The sequence below is a fragment of the Synechococcus sp. SYN20 genome (genome assembly GCF_014279555.1).
Taxonomy (GTDB): domain Bacteria; phylum Cyanobacteriota; class Cyanobacteriia; order PCC-6307; family Cyanobiaceae; genus Synechococcus_C.
The window spans coordinates 1,054,637-1,069,308 of sequence record NZ_CP047959.1 but is presented as its reverse complement, the minus strand read 5'-3'; the positions used below and the strand labels follow the sequence as shown (position 1 = coordinate 1,069,308).

The window sequence follows — 14,672 nt, the reverse complement described above, 5'->3', positions numbered from 1 at the left end:
GTCCGCATCTATGGCATCTCAGGTGGGTTGTGAGCCACCTCCCAGTTCTCCCCGAAGTTGGCATCAGCCACCAAGGGAATGTCGCCGTAATAGCGATCACGCAAGCGGTCACTTGTCATTGCACCGACAACAATCGCCTTCACTTCCTCCGCCATAGAGCGAGGAACTTCAAGCAGCAGGGCATCGTGCACCAAGCCGATGATGCGTGTGCCAGGGAATCGATCCAGGGCTGGCCAGATTTCTGCCAGGGTCTCGGACATCATGTCTGCACCGCTGCTTTGGATCGGCCAATTAACGCCATTGGTCCTGCCGATACGGAACTGGGGAACCGTGCCATCAGGCTTGGGTGCTTGACCCCAGAGGCAAACCCTGCGACCTGCCAGAGAGCGGCATTCGTAGATGTTCCCGCCACCAGGCTTCTTGGGATCGAAGCGGTCCATCTGCAGTGACGTCTCGCGGTGGAACTCGTGCCAGGTGTCGTAAACGGCCTGAGCTTTCTCCCAGCTCACTGCAACATCTTGTGCTGCCGAGAGTGCTCTGCGGAGAGAGGCAACAAAGCAGCCGTATGGCAAAGAAAAGTTGGCTGGCTTGGCTGCACTTCGCTGGGCTTTCTCCACCCAATCCTTTTTCACGATGCCGTCTTCTGGCAATTCCAAGTCGAACAGCGTGCACGCCATCAAGGCATGGGGATCGATCCCGTCGAGGATCATGCGGCGGAAGCCTCTGTCGTTGTAGAGGCGCGGGCTTGCCTGCAACCGGATCTCCTGGCTGCCCCAGTCGATATCCAGCAGCAAAGAGTCAGGGTTGCCAGTCCACAGCGCGCGCTTCACTCTGGAAGATAGACCTTGGAAATTGGAACCGATCTGGCTGGGTAGCTTGATTTCCCGAGGCAAGCCCTTCCGTTTACCTGTCTTGTAAACCTCAGAGTCGGATGTGATCCGCTCCTTCTTCCCATTAATCACTCGGCCTGTAGTGCCCAGGTCTTTTGCGCCGATCTGACCGCTTGTGGTGATCCTGCCGGTGTTGGCCCCCAGCAGCCTGTAATCGGGGCGAGTACGACCACCTGCAAACTCCAAATCACGGCGCAACTGATTCACCTCCAACAGCGTGCGGTCCAGGTCTCTTACCTCCAGCAGTAAATCCACAACAGGAACGCCAGCAAACTTCTGGAGAACTTTTTTCTCTGTAGAGGGACGATCCTCCCACTCGCCGGTTTCCTTGTTCTTCATACCCTTGGTGAGTTGCTCACCATCTAGTGCTTCAACTAGGCGTGGGTGCACCTGCTCCGTTGAGGCATAAGGCTGGCTCTCTGTGGGTTCAGGGTTCGGCAGCCCGAGCATTGCGTGGAGTTGCGTCCGCTTTGGATCCCATTCCGCTGTTGCCGCCGCCTCAATCTCATCGAGAGCAGCAGAGTCAATCGCCAGGCCACGATCCTGCCCATCGGCAGCAGGGCTGATCCGGCAACAGTCCAGCCTGTGCACTTCCACCTGCTTGGTTGCTTCCAGCTCCGCTAACAACGCTTCACGCAGAGGTAAGACAACCTGCGCATCGATAGCCGCGTAACGCAGTTTCGACTCGGTGATTGCATTGCCCCAATCACCAGCCTGTTCGATCTTGCTGAGGTCCTCTCTGATGTAGTGCTTTGCCACCGCCTGCAGGTTGGCCTCCTTCAAGCCACCAATGGTCTGGCTCGCAAGCATCGTGTCCCACCAATTGCACAGCGGACGAATCCCAGCGCCGATCAAATGGGTTGCCTCGAACAACAAGTTGTGGCCAACCAAGGTGCGCTCGCAATCCCGGGCAAGTACGCGGAGCCAATCGATTGCTGTCTGGCCGATCAACGCCACATCGATCACCAGGGTGTTGGTGCCATCGAACACCTGGGCTAAACGGATTTCACCGCCCAGGAATGGGAACAACGAAGCTTTGTGCCGCCATATGTCAGTGCGCTTGTTCCAGGTCTCCAAGTCGAAGCCACACAACATCGGCAGGCCATCGGGATTCGGTAGATCCTGCGCGCGGTGGACGTAATCGATTCCAGGGAGTGGCTCTCCTAAATATGGCCGCAGCACTGGTGCAATGACAGCTGGAGGCGGTGTTAATAACGCAGCGGACTTGTGCCCCAGTTTGGCCTTCTTTTTAGTTGAAGAGGATTTGAAAACTGGCTCAATGTCAATTTTCAATGCATCTTGAGCTGCAGATTTTGTTTTATAAAGCGGCGTTTTAGTAGCTGTTTTTAGGTCCGCAGTTTGGCTCGGTGCGCAAGCCCCATCTACTGGAACGGGATTTGGCTTGGGCACTAGTGCACCAGCAGTTCCCGAAAGCCCTTTTACATGTGGTTCAACTTGGGAGGACTTTCTATTAGATCCATTGGTGTGACTGGGATTTGCCTTCTTCCCGATATCTTCCCAAGGGTCAAGATCGGGAATAACTCTCGACTCTGGAGAAGTTCCCGATTCAGGTGGTCGGGAAGTTGACGGGATATTGCTAGAAGCCTGTTCAGAACTTGAATTAGAAGAAGTTCCTCCCGATTCAGACCTCACGCTTTTAAGAGCATCTAAAAGGCGGGGCGCCAATGCATACAGACCGCGACCCCGTCGGCATATCTCAGGGTGCTTTGCCCTAGTGGCTGTGGTCAGAGTGTTAGCGACCGTCTTTGCTCCATGCGTGGGGCAAACCTTATAAAGATCTTGCTTACTTGATGTCTCAAGGCCCGATCTGAGATATTTCTGTCTCATCCCCTCCACCAACTCTGAATGGCAATTGCCATGAGTTGTTTGCCCTTTCAAGACCGATAACTCTCCATCGGCAAATGTATAGAGAAAATCTCTGGTGCCGCCAAGCCTGTTCTTCTGAACAAACCATTGGCGATAACTCTTGACTGGTCTCTTTGTCTCCTCATCAAACGGCACCGTGATGTGATGCACAGTTGATGGAATTTCCTTCCACGCCTTTGCGCCAGCAGGACAGTCACCCCCTCGTGACTTTGCACCGTCATGGTTGACCCAGATAACCGTGGTGTGCGGACAGATCACCTCCTTAAAGAACGTCAGAAGAGCTGTTACACCTTTGTTGTCGGTGTATTCGAGATCAGTCCCTGCAAGAGCGGCCTTACAGCTGTCGATGATCACCAGGTCAATGCCGTACTCCTTAACGAAATGGAGGAGCTTTATGCATCCCTGTAGGTCCGCAGACCAAGCACTCATGCCTTGATCTTGATCTGATGCCCAGACATGAAAGCGTTTGCCTGGCCCTTCATTGAATTCAGGTCGCTCGGCTACACCGAAATCTTGAATCGCTCCTTTAAGTGGTGCAGCACCGCTGTCAGAAGCAATGAATAGAACAGCACCACGCCTTGCCGGATGTTCGTGGTCAAGGAAACCTTCGCTGTAAATCACGCTTATGGATATGCCGACGGAAACTGTCGTTTTGCCGGTACCAGCGTTGCCCCAGATTTGGGTTTGATCGTTTTGGACGATGAAACCATCAACTTGATAGTCCTGACCTGTGATACGACTCAGATCAAGAGAGTCAGGAGGAGCCTTGGTCTTACTGCCTGTCTCCTTCTGCTGCTGCATCTTGAATAAAGCGGCTTCTACTTGGGCTCCGGTCACGCGAAATCTGGAGATCAATTCCGATCGAAGTGGCATTGCCTCATCAGGTTGATTCCGCACCGTGGCATCCAAAAGCTCATTAAGCAGCTCTAAGTAGGTGCGCTGCTCTACTTCTTTGCGTGTGGGGTCTTGTTTCCGATGCCCAAATGAGGTGGCGTTGTTCTTCAGCTGATAGCCGTGTTCTTGGGCATGGAACCAGAACGATCCTGCATTGACTAAATCACCACCAGAGTTTGCAACTTGGTCGATGTCAGTCCACTGCGGGCTGTGTTGCTTCATTAGAGCAATTGCATCGTCCTTTGTTCCACCTGCTTCTCCAACAGCTTTGATCAAGCCCCACAGGATGTTGCGGTATTGGATGTAAGTGCCAGTACCAGGCACCCGTGGGGGAATTGTGCTTAGGGCATCGCGAATCTCCTCTAATGATCTTGGTTCGTACTTATACCGGCGTGCCTTCTTCTCCTTTTTAACTTCTTCAAGTGGTGGCAGCAGTTGATCAAAAAATGCGTGGTCATATTGATACCCCGTATTACTGATCAGCTGAACAGGTTTGCCATCACCACGACAGGTGCCAGGAAGGCGCATCACTCGTGATGGATTGAAAAGGGTGCTGTCAGAGTTACAGAACTCAGCTAGGCGCGTTTGTAGCCCTCTGAATTGCTTAGCTGATATCGAATCACTTAAGACCCAATAGGAGTGAATGCTTTTATTACCTGAATCGGCCTGTATTGATGGTTCAGGCAGACCTAGGGCTTTCCATGCTGTTCTCTGCCATTCCTTAGGCTGATCATCCCATTCGTTGAACAATGTATTGCAGTGGGTGATGTCTTCGTCCCTATCGCCTCCTTCGTTAATAACGACATAAACACCACGACCATCCTCCTGCCATTCATTGATTAGATTCGGGCATAGATTCCCTTTGCGACCACCTTTTCGAAGATCAGTTTTTTCATAGAAACCTCGAATCCTTGTGGTCTCGGGCTCTTTACCAAGAGCACCTAAGAACTCTTGTGCCTGTAGCTGGTCGAACTTGTGGTCCATAAGTCTTGCCTCGCAAGTGTCTGAGAGCGCATGTCATTTATTGAGGTTGATTAAGTAAGCGCCCTATGAACCCGGGAAGGATCATGTCAGTCGAACTATTTGCGTTTAAAACGCTGTCGATACTCAGCACGTAACTGATCACGTATCAGACGAATTTCGACATCTGATTCAATCCAATCCTTATCAGCTTCAATCACCTCTTGGGCACCAATTTCAAGTGCTGACCAGAAGTCTTCTATGCCGTTGGTCATTAGAATTAAGGGGGTGTAATTTGCATGAACGATCCCTCCAGCCCGGCAAGGCAGGGGGGATTTTTTTAGGCTTGTTCGAGTATTCGATGATCTCTCTGAAAGTGAGATTTCAGCTGAGCTTCAGTCGAGAGAAGGTCGTAAACGACGCCTGAACGCTCGCTTTGAAACTTTCGCCGATAGTGCTCGCCAGGCTGAAGTACGCCTGCTTGCCTAAAACGAAGAAGTGTTCGCTCAGACACACATAAAAAATCAGCAGCATGACGCTGTGAAACCCATTTAGGCTCTACCATTTTGAGTCAAGAGTGAATGTTCAAGGCGCAGATGCATGTGCGTCCCGATCTGACAGTACACGCAAATGCACAAGCTGACAATCAAATATGGGATCTAATTTAAGCTCTAAATTATTATCTAAGAAGCAATTCGCCTGTTTATCTAATTTGCAGTGCGTTTTGCATTGCACGATTAAATGCTTCTTCAGTGCCAGATTCAGTCGCCCACGGATAACTACGGCAATGCACCTCAATGTTGTGTCCCATCGCAAGCGACATATGGCTGGTATCAAGTCCCCTCTGGTGTCCGCGTACGGAGTAAGAGTGTCTAAAGGAATAGCTTGTGACTTTCTCGTTCCTTGACTCGGCAGCAGTCAGGAGAGATTTCCAAGCTTCGCGACGATTGAGGTACTGAGCCATATTCAGCGCCACACGCGATGTCTCATCCATAGGTGGTAGCTCAAGTGTTCCTGCTTCCCACTTCTCAAGCAAATTCCAATGCTGAATCAGACCTTCATTACTAACCAAGGGAAGTGCATATAGTTTCCGAGGTTTAGTTACGCCTCCGCCTGAACGCTTCTGGTAGGAGCACCACCAATAAGTCTGCTTTGTTTTTGGGTCTCTCCTGAGGCTCAGGTGCCTCAGTTCTACGGGGCGGAGTCCAAGCTCTGCAATCAGTCTTACGGCGTTACCCCATCGATAACCAGCTTCATCGCTGGGAAATGATGCCAAGACGTCGATAATTTCTTGATCGGTGATTGGATCACTTCCTCCGATCTCTGCTGTCGCAGGCTTCCGCCCGATGTGATCTTTCAGATTTGATGGTGGCTGCCAAATAGAAGGAAACCGTTCACGAGAGACGCAGTAACGAAGAAATTGCGCGAGATTTCGAGCACGCTCTTGTCGGGTTCTGCTACCAGGCTCCCACTCACGAATGCAGCTGTCAAGAAGATCCGCAGGTGAAGTAGGAGGTCTTTGACTAGTAAGAAGACCAATCGCATCCGTAATCACCGGCTCATAACCACCTAACCAAGTCCGGAGTTTGATCACGTTGCCGTGATGCAGCTTTTGATCCTTAAAACGCTGCATAGCACCAACCCAATCAGTCTCCTCTGTAAATTTTGGGGCTTTACCCGCTGCCACCTCGGCAGCTTGCTTGAGAGTGAAACCCTCTCCGCTGACTAATGCGTAGATATTTCGAATGCGGATATAGGCATCAGCAGCTTCAATTTCATTCCATCCAAAGCTCAACGTTGTGTTTTGTGGTCTTAGCCCTGGGGGCCGAACTTCCACAGTTACACGTTTACTACGAGGGCTTTCGCGCACAGACCAGCCCTTGGCAAGGGATCTGACCTGCTTGCGAATAGTGGCTTCCCATGGAGAGTCGTTTTTAATTCGCGGCACTACATGCACGCAAAACGCACGCAAAACATACTGATGTGGTCGTGACAAGGCAAGTCAAATCCATACAAAACCTGATACAGCTTTGAAATCGATAGCAAGCACTTAGTCATACAACTGCTTTGGGAGCAGGATGTCGCAGGTTCGAATCCTGTCACCCCGATACCCGAGACGTCAGTAATGACGGGCTCAGTTGCCGCCTCCCCAAGGCGGCTTTTTTGTGCTCTCTTTTAGTCTGCTTGCAAAACACACGCAAAAGGACAGAATCGCCCGAACAGTAAATCCAGTCTCTGCGGCGTTTATCTTCCTGCTGATGAATGCGGCCAAGGTGAACGGCTGAAATCTTTAGAGAAACCACCAACACCTAAAAACCTGGAAACAACGTCTAGAAATCAGTGACCGAAAGGTTCCACTGACCGATACAACTGATCAAGCTGCCTGTCGAGACTGAGGGAACGTGACAGGGGGGCAGCTTGATCCGTATTGACGCGGTTACAGCATTGGGACAGACACGGCACGTGAGGCCAGCGCCAAGGTGAAGGCATTCATGGTCTTCAGGCTCGATAACTTCGAAGAGCGAGAGAAGTTCAATGAGTGGTTTCACAGCACGGGTTTAGTGGTTGTGGTTGATCCAAGAACGAAGCAAACCGAGATCCTGCCAGCAAAGATTGTCGAGAACAGGATCGTTGAAATATGGGATAGCGAATGGATTCTTCCCCACTTGAAGGGTGAGGACCGAGATCGCTACCTAGAAAACACGTCAAAACTCAGTCTCAAAAATATGTAATGCTGAAAACTGATCTTCGATTGAGAAGATCCGGTCAAACCTTCTACGTTTCAGCGTCCAGTGCTTCCATGCCGATCTGAATAGTTCCAGCCAAGAGCGCCCACTACTGACCTGTCCATAGAGGAGCTGACCAAGCACTGCAATCAATGGTTTTGTTTGCAACTTCTGCAATGGAATCCCATTGCTTATCAAAATCTCCTGTTGACTTGCTCTTTGCCTCTGAAGACTGTGCCTGAGGTTTATCATTTTTGGACGGGTTGATCGGGCGAAACGTGCTTCAAGACCTTCCCCAAAGTCAGGTCTCAGTTGGAAGACGAGCAGCGTTGCCAACCGATCTTTTGCAAGTTGATCCACATCTCGATGCCTAGATGCCTAGATGCCTGAGCATCCGCTGTTGTCTAATGGGTTTCCCAAGCCGTGCTGACAAGCGGTAGTAGCTCACCACAACGAACTGAGCATGGTGGGTTGCTGATGCATGGCTTTACATTTGGTGCGGAGCGTCCACTTCAACATGATCACTAGCTTCTGATCGGTTGCGATCAACATCAAACATTCACCGCAGCAATAATGAAGATGCACCTCAATTGTGTGCCCCATGGCTTCGCTGATATTGGCAATAGGAAGGTTCTTGGCATGGCTATTATTTGTGAATCAATTTAAGAATTAATGTTGTCCTTTGAAAATTCACCACTCAATACAAATTTCCACCAGGCTTCAAGACGTTCAATAGACGCAAACCAGATTTCACCAAATAAACCACCGTGGGCAGTGTCGTCTTGAATGAGATGACGTGCGCCTTTGAGCAAGGCTGATTGCACTGGAACCAAGCCATCCCCTATGCACTCCTCATCGCCAGCAGCCCTTTGATAACTGGCCTTTGCGCCGCGCTGGCTGAATGCAGATGCAAAACCACTCGATAAATCGAGTTTTCCTGCAATAGCGACGTAGTCGACGCCCGGTTCATGGCATCCGGGAAAGCGACGATCCACCATCTCTCTAAGTGGTGTGGCACGCAACGCTTGATGTGGACTTCCGAGTGTGACTAAGCGATTACATCGTTTTGCACCGTTGTAAACACGTCCCAGAAATGGTGCATCGCTGAGATAGAGACGCATCATCACTCCACCGGAACTGTGTCCAATCAAGGTGACTTTTCCTTTAGGTGAATGGTTATGGAGCTGTTTCACCATGGCCTCGACTCGGTCAAGAACGCGACGCCATCCGAACCCCCAAGCGGTCAAAAGCCAATCCAACTTCGACATCGGAACCACCAGAACATCACGAACTCCCTGGTCCTTGAGCCATTGCGCCATCGGCTCATAAGCCTCTTCCGTAATTAGGAAGCCTCCAAGAATTACAACTGGCTGCTGGGGATCCACTGTTGTCATTTTGTTTGCCTCCTTTTCAAGAGCCTGGCCTCTTAGCCCTTCCTTTCACTAAAGCCTTCTATCTAGTCCAAGGGCATTGGTGCGCATACTTCCAATAAAGCTCTGCACGACCACTAGCGACAAGTTGCTGCTGGACATTCGATCCGTTTACAAACAACTCAGGCAAAGTGCGGCCATACCCGTCAGTGGTGATACGACGGATACCGACATTGCGCCCAACAACCAAGTTTCGTAGATAGCCCCTTGCTGCTTTTGCAGGGACTGGATCAGCACGTTTGCCTCTCAGCTCTGGAGTGTCAATACAGGCAAGCCTGATCCTGTCTCCGCTGCTTGTACGGCACATATCACAGTCGTAGCAGGAGGCGATACAGACAGAAGTAAGGGCCGCTAGAAGCATCAGCTGGCTTTCAGGAGTGAGTTTCAGCTTTGCTGGGGTTCAGTAGGCAATAAAAAACCCCGCTCGTGGCACTGCAGTTGTCACTGTGAAATTCTGCGCGACATTGTTTAGTCCCTACAGTCAATGAAGAGGAAAAATTACGATGACGGATACGCACTCCAATGCATCTGAACTATTTGAGGCACATATGCAGGCAGAGCTTGCCGCTGATTTAGACGCCACCATGGAAACAATGGTTGCGAACCCTCACTTAATCAACCTTGGGTCCGGATCAGGTGGTGTTGGTCAAGAAGGTGTTCGTAAGTTTTACGCAGAACAACTCATAGGTCAGTTCTTCCCGCCAGATGCAGAGTTTGTTCCAATTTCACGCACTATTGATGGAAAACGCCTAGTGGATGAAGTAGTCATCAAATTCACCCATACCCAAAAGATTGGTCATCTACTCCCCAGTGTGGAACCAACAGGGCGGAAAGTGACGATGGCTGTTGTTGTCATTGTGGGACTACAAGATGAAAAGGTTTCCTATGAGCACATCTACTGGGATCAAGCCGGACTGCTTGTTCAGCTCGGGCTGCTTAATCCCAAGGGTCTTCCCATTGATCCAACTGCCCCAAAACGCTTACTTGAGGCTACCGGTCACTGATCTGATCCCATAGGGGCAAAATCGAATACTCATAGCTTGAAGTCTGCCCCGCTGCAGCAAAAGCCCGCTTGTGGCGGTGCTAGGTATTAATTAGTGACAAGTATTGAAGGGCGACATGGGCTGTTATTAGAGCGAATAAAGAAATAAAAAGCCCCTGTTGATGCAGGTGCCTTGGAAGATAGCCTGACTAAAAAGTCTAAATCATCATATTGTGTATACTGTCGAAGTCTTTTTTCGTCAATCTGAAAATCCAAGGAGATCATTCTCCTTGACTAAATACTCCATTGCGTCCTTGAGGTCTTTAAAAAAAAAGTAAAAGAAGCGTAAGGACCTATAGAAATCTTGGGCAATTCGATAGTGGAACCGATTAGATCAGAACAAGCATCATCGTGAACCCGCACAACCCTGTTGCCTGGTGATAATGTTACAGCTTTAATAACAGGATTCTCTTGTACTTCTTTGCGCTACGCTGATATACTTGCACCACCAAAGCGAACTTTAATATCGGCTGAAACTCTGGTATCGAATGCTTCGTCATAGGAGATATTCACTCCAGCTACCAAGCCATTGGAGATCTCATAAGCCAAGCGCCCAAGAACACCTAAACCATCAGCTGAACCGAGGTCACCTTTCTGGTAGTAATAGCCAACAGATGCATTCAGCTCAAAAGTAATGAAATAGCCGATATCAAGCCAGTAGGTATCAAGCGAACCTCCTTGGTAGAACCAGTTGAGGTCCTGCTGAGTATCACCAATGGGAATCAAGGCATAAGCATTGAAATTCCAGCTATCAGAGACTGCTTCTGCATTCACTGCCACCTGCTAGAAGAAAGCGCTCTACTACGTTCCAAAAGTAGGAATGCCCGTTTCCGTTCCACTACTGTTCATGGGTCTGCTGTCATAGCCAGCATTCAGCCCATACATCCAAAAGAAAGAGCGTTGTGCGAGACATAATCAAGCCTTGATAAGGTGCTGATCGTGGTGCCAGCAGCAGTGGCATTAATGTTGAAACATTTATTGGCGTATTCAGCAAGCAGGATAAAAACATATCAGTGCTCACTGCAAAGTTACAAATCTAAAACTGCTTACTGCAGCAAGCAACAGCGACACTTGAAAGTAATCCTTAAACTATCAGGTTAACGCTCTATACAGCATCGTCTCTCCCTTGGGCTTTTGGCTTCAGCTATCTCTCTTGCCAGCTCACCTGCCATCGCAGAAGATGAAAGAAATGTGGATTTCCCCTATTTATATTTAACTGGTGCAGCTAGAGCCAATAATCCAATGACACGGACAAATACAGAAGAAGCAGGCACTTTTGAAGAATATACCAACCCTTGTGTGTCTGAAGAATTAGGATTAGGAGTAAATTTTGATGGTTTGAGAATCGAGGCAACTTATGCACTTGATGCAAGCCGCTTGAGTGGATACACTAACCTAAGAAATATTGATTTTGATTATGTTTCAGGCGGAGAAGTACGAAAGCAGTCAACCTTCTTAAGCGGATATTGGGATATCTTACGTAGAGAGAATTGGACACCGAACCTTGCAGCAGGAATAGAATATTCAAATTTAGACGTGCGAAATTTTTCCGATCCAGGTCTCTCTCATAAAGCATTCAATCGTTCCCAATGGGGTTATCAATTCAAGGCTGGCATGTCTGTAGATATTTCAAAAAGTTCTAAATTATTCATTGAAGGCGTATACAGAGCAACATCATCTTTTGACACAAATGATGGATTCGATGATTAGAATAATGCTTCTTGGAGCAGCTAGGGATGTCAACTAGGAACAAGGGTGGCGATTTAGTTTTTATCACTACATTAGTTCACAAATAATCGTAGAATCGTAAAGCGACTAATTTAAAATCGAAGCCAACACCAAAGAATATCACAAGATACCGAAAGCCATTAAAATCTTGCACCAATCAGGTTGTAATTTGAGCAAGTACTTACATCAGGCGATTTAGGTTTACTACATACCTATACCAGGAAGACTCGACACCATACACGAAGAAAATACATGACAATTGATGATAGCCATTCCAAATCAAAAACCAAGTATATACCTCTAACTTGAATCAGGTTCAAAATACAATGCAAATACTAATGCAAGTATAATTGAGCCAATTCAAAACAACTCGTTGACACCAAACTAAAGAGATTTACCCACAAACAGTATTCGCAATACTATAAATAAGCTATTGCTTAAGGTACGCTAGACTCCAGCCAAATGTCTTGAGTTGTTAATGGATGAAATAATTGATACCCATAAACTCGCCTACTACACTCAAAATAGATTAAAACTGTGCCCTAATCTCAACGAAGCTTCCATGTTAAATAAAAATTATAGACAAAACATTTCGTAATCAACAAGAAAGATAATACCCTAGGTTGAATTGATTAATATCAATGGTAAATCCAAGTTGTCAACAAAATTCGAGGAAACTATCAAGACCAAATGAAGAAGACACCAAGAACTTACAAGCTCATTCGTCGACCAGGGGTAGAAAAATGTAATTGATCCTAGCGTTCAAATGCAACTGCTATACCTCCCTCTAGACAGCAAAAAGCGAACCCTAAAGATTTAACTCGTGAAACAACGGAGAATCCAAATAAGAGCCTTGATAGATAGATCGCAGAGAATGGATGCACTAAATGCCTTGCTACGTACAGATTTCTCGGAGAGAAGATATCTCCAACCACAACATTCCGCTGACGGTGATTGGAAACGCTATGAATACAAACAAAAAACCAGAACCTAAGACTAAATAACCAGATTAATTCACAAAGAAAGCTAGAGAAACAAAGAAACATTATTTCTCTATTACCTTTGTCAATGAGACTAGAAGTATAGATCAAGAATAGGGATACATGCTCTCCTGACATGCTATTGCAATTCAACAGTCTGAAAAGGATGCAATCAAGGCGGAAACCAGCACAAGATTCAGCTCCGCCGCGCAAAGGATGTACTGAAGCATCCGTTCACTGGTTGCACTGAAAAAGCTAAGCGCAGCAGGAAAAAGAATTTAAGGCGCTTCATGTCTATGATTTCGGTGTGAGAGGGAGACCTCTTCGGGCGTGGTTGCTTGTTTTGGTGGGTGGGGTCACGCCTACTGCCTCTCTCACACCTCATTTGCCACGAACAACGGATGGAACAAGAGCTTCATTCCCCTGGGTGGACCTGATCTATCACTTGCCGCTGCATGACGGGAATCAGATGGATGCCTGCACTTCAGGGAGTTACCTCCTAAGCGACTATCAAACCAACAGGGGGACCATCAACTCAGATTTAACCTCGACGGATAATTCCCTTCTAATCTCTTCAATACCCAGTACAAGCCAAAAAGTCATCAGCATCACTTGTTTCTATCGACATTAACATCGCTTGCAGATGAGCAAGGAACAGCTAAAAACTGAGGGTCACCAATAAAATGTCAACAACATAGGAAATTCATAGCGTCAAAATCATTTACACCGCACTTGTTCACAATTGGCAGACATTTTGAGATTATTTCACCCATCATCATCCTATTAGGAAGATAATTAGCATTGCTATCAGCAGCTAAAAAATCATTAATGTCTTGCAGTTGCTGCTTTAGCAGTTTGTTCTTGAGTCGAAACTGGTTATTACTAGCCAGGAATTAAATATTCAAATCTTTCATGTAATGGAAAAGCTGATACTGTCTAGAGATACTTGCTCCATCTTTATAGGTATCAAAAATCTCCCAAATCATATTATTGATTTCGTCAACCCTCTGCTCCGAGACAGCATCTTTTGCATTGAACATTAGTACAGAAGATAATTGTTCAAGTCCTTTACAACTAGTGTACAGACAGAATGAAAACGAATCGCATGAAGTTTAGATTTAAACCTTGGCTGCTGGAATCGGCTTCTTTATAGCCTCCGCTTCATCAATGGCTGAGCACCACACTTCTTTGGCCTGAGACCCAGCTGATCAAGAGATTTACTCCACTGAATACTTCCGCACCAGGATTGCATTTCCAACTCACGAATAGAGAAGTGAATTTCATAGAAAATGCGATATAGAAATTTTTAGTAATGCCCAATTAGGTATAAGTACCACGATCCGGGACAGATCATTTGATGCTGCGCAACACTAAACAGACGCAGAAGGCTTTTGTCCAGAGCAGGTCAGACAACCCCCATTGATTCGATAAGGAGCAAGATGCCCTCGGAGGCATAACGTGCCACGAAAAAACAGAACCTGCCCCAACTCCCTTGCATGGGCGTCTGTAAGCGGCAGAGACAACCATCCATCTGGAACAACACCGTTCAGTAGAGATCGACGCTGCTCCGCATCAATCCGTCGCTGATGCTCCTCACGGTCATTTTTGGCACAGACACCTTCAACCTGAAATTCTCGAGAACAATCCAAACAGGCAGTCACTAAGGGTTTTTTACGCGCTGAATTATGCGAGAGCTTGTCACCTGGAACCTCACGATCCTGACCACAAGAACATCGACACCACCAATAGGCATTTCCGCTTTTGGTACGACGCTCTGAAGCACCGACGACCGTAAGCTTTCCATAAACCTCACCAACTCGGTTTCGGGGCTTGGAGGGCATCAGCAATGGCAAGAGAGAGACCTACTTAGTCATTCTGGCTCAACATTGTTAGAATGATGATATTAGACATCAACCTGGAAATATAATAAGCTTCATGAACCCTGAGACTATTGAGTAAAAGCCTAGGCTCGTCACAGATTGCTGGAGAAAGAGATACAGGTTTTCGGTCGAGACCATTCACGTTGAGAGGAGTAGCAATGCATCCTTCAATTATGATTAACAAGTGAATCTTCTTTATCATACTAGCTTCAATCAAAACTCGCATCTGGTTTAAAAGATGCAGTCACAAAAATA

Annotated in this window: 12 protein-coding genes; 3 read left to right on the top strand and 9 right to left on the bottom strand. The window is 47.7% G+C overall.

The window, feature by feature from the left end; genetic code table 11:
• Nucleotides 1-8 precede the first annotated feature (8 nt).
• The 4 genes from SynSYN20_RS05580 to SynSYN20_RS05565 all read right to left on the bottom strand — a co-directional run bounded on the left by SynSYN20_RS05580 (nucleotide 9) and on the right by SynSYN20_RS05565 (nucleotide 6,579).
• The gene (locus tag SynSYN20_RS05580; protein WP_186525059.1) at nucleotides 9-4,655 is read right to left on the bottom strand and encodes a DNA polymerase; all 4,647 of its coding nucleotides are present in this window, start codon (nucleotides 4,653-4,655) and stop codon (nucleotides 9-11) included.
• A 95-nt stretch (nucleotides 4,656-4,750) separates the two neighbouring features.
• On the bottom strand, nucleotides 4,751-4,906 hold the full coding sequence (locus tag SynSYN20_RS05575) for a hypothetical protein (RefSeq protein WP_186525058.1): 156 nt from the start codon (nucleotides 4,904-4,906) through the stop codon (nucleotides 4,751-4,753).
• Nucleotides 4,907-5,015: 109 nt separating this feature from the next.
• Nucleotides 5,016-5,165, bottom strand: coding sequence for a hypothetical protein (locus SynSYN20_RS05570; RefSeq protein WP_186525057.1), 150 nt, complete (start codon nucleotides 5,163-5,165; stop codon nucleotides 5,016-5,018).
• Nucleotides 5,166-5,334: 169 nt separating this feature from the next.
• A complete protein-coding gene (locus tag SynSYN20_RS05565) occupies nucleotides 5,335-6,579 on the bottom strand; it encodes a site-specific integrase (protein ID WP_255476387.1) in 1,245 nt (414 codons plus the stop codon).
• 190 nt (nucleotides 6,580-6,769) lie between these two features.
• Here SynSYN20_RS05565 and SynSYN20_RS05560 point away from each other — a divergent pair, with 190 nt between their 5' ends.
• Nucleotides 6,770-6,916, top strand: a complete 147-nt coding sequence (locus SynSYN20_RS05560) for a hypothetical protein (RefSeq protein ID WP_186525056.1) — start codon at nucleotides 6,770-6,772, stop codon at nucleotides 6,914-6,916.
• A gap of 420 nt (nucleotides 6,917-7,336) precedes the next feature.
• On the opposite strand, the gene SynSYN20_RS05555 is transcribed toward SynSYN20_RS05560, so the two are convergent.
• The 3 genes from SynSYN20_RS05555 to SynSYN20_RS05545 all read right to left on the bottom strand — a co-directional run bounded on the left by SynSYN20_RS05555 (nucleotide 7,337) and on the right by SynSYN20_RS05545 (nucleotide 9,094).
• Complete coding sequence (locus tag SynSYN20_RS05555) at nucleotides 7,337-7,717, bottom strand: hypothetical protein (protein WP_186525055.1); 381 nt, start codon at nucleotides 7,715-7,717, stop codon at nucleotides 7,337-7,339.
• A 302-nt stretch (nucleotides 7,718-8,019) separates the two neighbouring features.
• Nucleotides 8,020-8,751 (bottom strand): triacylglycerol lipase, encoded by a 732-nt coding sequence (locus SynSYN20_RS05550; protein ID WP_186525054.1) that lies wholly within the window; start codon nucleotides 8,749-8,751, stop codon nucleotides 8,020-8,022.
• Between the two features lie 58 nt (nucleotides 8,752-8,809).
• The gene (locus SynSYN20_RS05545; RefSeq protein ID WP_255476416.1) at nucleotides 8,810-9,094 is read right to left on the bottom strand and encodes a thermonuclease family protein; all 285 of its coding nucleotides are present in this window, start codon (nucleotides 9,092-9,094) and stop codon (nucleotides 8,810-8,812) included.
• 241 nt (nucleotides 9,095-9,335) lie between these two features.
• Between SynSYN20_RS05545 and SynSYN20_RS05540 the strand changes: the two genes are divergently transcribed.
• On the top strand, nucleotides 9,336-9,791 hold the full coding sequence (locus SynSYN20_RS05540) for an ester cyclase (RefSeq protein ID WP_255476386.1): 456 nt from the start codon (nucleotides 9,336-9,338) through the stop codon (nucleotides 9,789-9,791).
• A 464-nt stretch (nucleotides 9,792-10,255) separates the two neighbouring features.
• Here the strand turns inward: SynSYN20_RS05540 and SynSYN20_RS14675 are convergent, their stop codons facing one another.
• Complete coding sequence (locus tag SynSYN20_RS14675; protein ID WP_370586715.1) at nucleotides 10,256-10,609, bottom strand: hypothetical protein; 354 nt, start codon at nucleotides 10,607-10,609, stop codon at nucleotides 10,256-10,258.
• Nucleotides 10,610-10,963: 354 nt separating this feature from the next.
• On the opposite strand from SynSYN20_RS14675, the gene SynSYN20_RS05530 reads away from it, so the two are divergent.
• Nucleotides 10,964-11,539: an outer membrane protein gene (locus SynSYN20_RS05530; RefSeq protein WP_255476385.1), complete on the top strand. Its 576-nt coding sequence runs from the start codon at nucleotides 10,964-10,966 to the stop codon at nucleotides 11,537-11,539.
• 2,368 nt (nucleotides 11,540-13,907) lie between these two features.
• On the opposite strand, the gene SynSYN20_RS05525 is transcribed toward SynSYN20_RS05530, so the two are convergent.
• Nucleotides 13,908-14,378: an early protein (E6) gene (locus SynSYN20_RS05525; RefSeq protein WP_186525051.1), complete on the bottom strand. Its 471-nt coding sequence runs from the start codon at nucleotides 14,376-14,378 to the stop codon at nucleotides 13,908-13,910.
• Nucleotides 14,379-14,672 lie beyond the last annotated feature (294 nt).

Bases quoted from the DNA above. Each gene is read 5' to 3' on its own strand.
- SynSYN20_RS05580 (WP_186525059.1), bottom strand. From the start codon at position 4,655: ATGGACCACAAGTTCGACCAGCTACAGGCACAAGAGTTCTTAGGTGCT.
- SynSYN20_RS05575 (WP_186525058.1), bottom strand. From the start codon at position 4,906: ATGACCAACGGCATAGAAGACTTCTGGTCAGCACTTGAAATTGGTGCC.
- SynSYN20_RS05570 (WP_186525057.1), bottom strand. From the start codon at position 5,165: ATGCTGCTGATTTTTTATGTGTGTCTGAGCGAACACTTCTTCGTTTTA.
- SynSYN20_RS05550 (WP_186525054.1), bottom strand. From the start codon at position 8,751: ATGACAACAGTGGATCCCCAGCAGCCAGTTGTAATTCTTGGAGGCTTC.
- SynSYN20_RS05545 (WP_255476416.1), bottom strand. From the start codon at position 9,094: ATGTGCCGTACAAGCAGCGGAGACAGGATCAGGCTTGCCTGTATTGAC.
- SynSYN20_RS05540 (WP_255476386.1), top strand. From the start codon at position 9,336: ATGCAGGCAGAGCTTGCCGCTGATTTAGACGCCACCATGGAAACAATG.
- SynSYN20_RS05525 (WP_186525051.1), bottom strand. From the start codon at position 14,378: ATGCCCTCCAAGCCCCGAAACCGAGTTGGTGAGGTTTATGGAAAGCTT.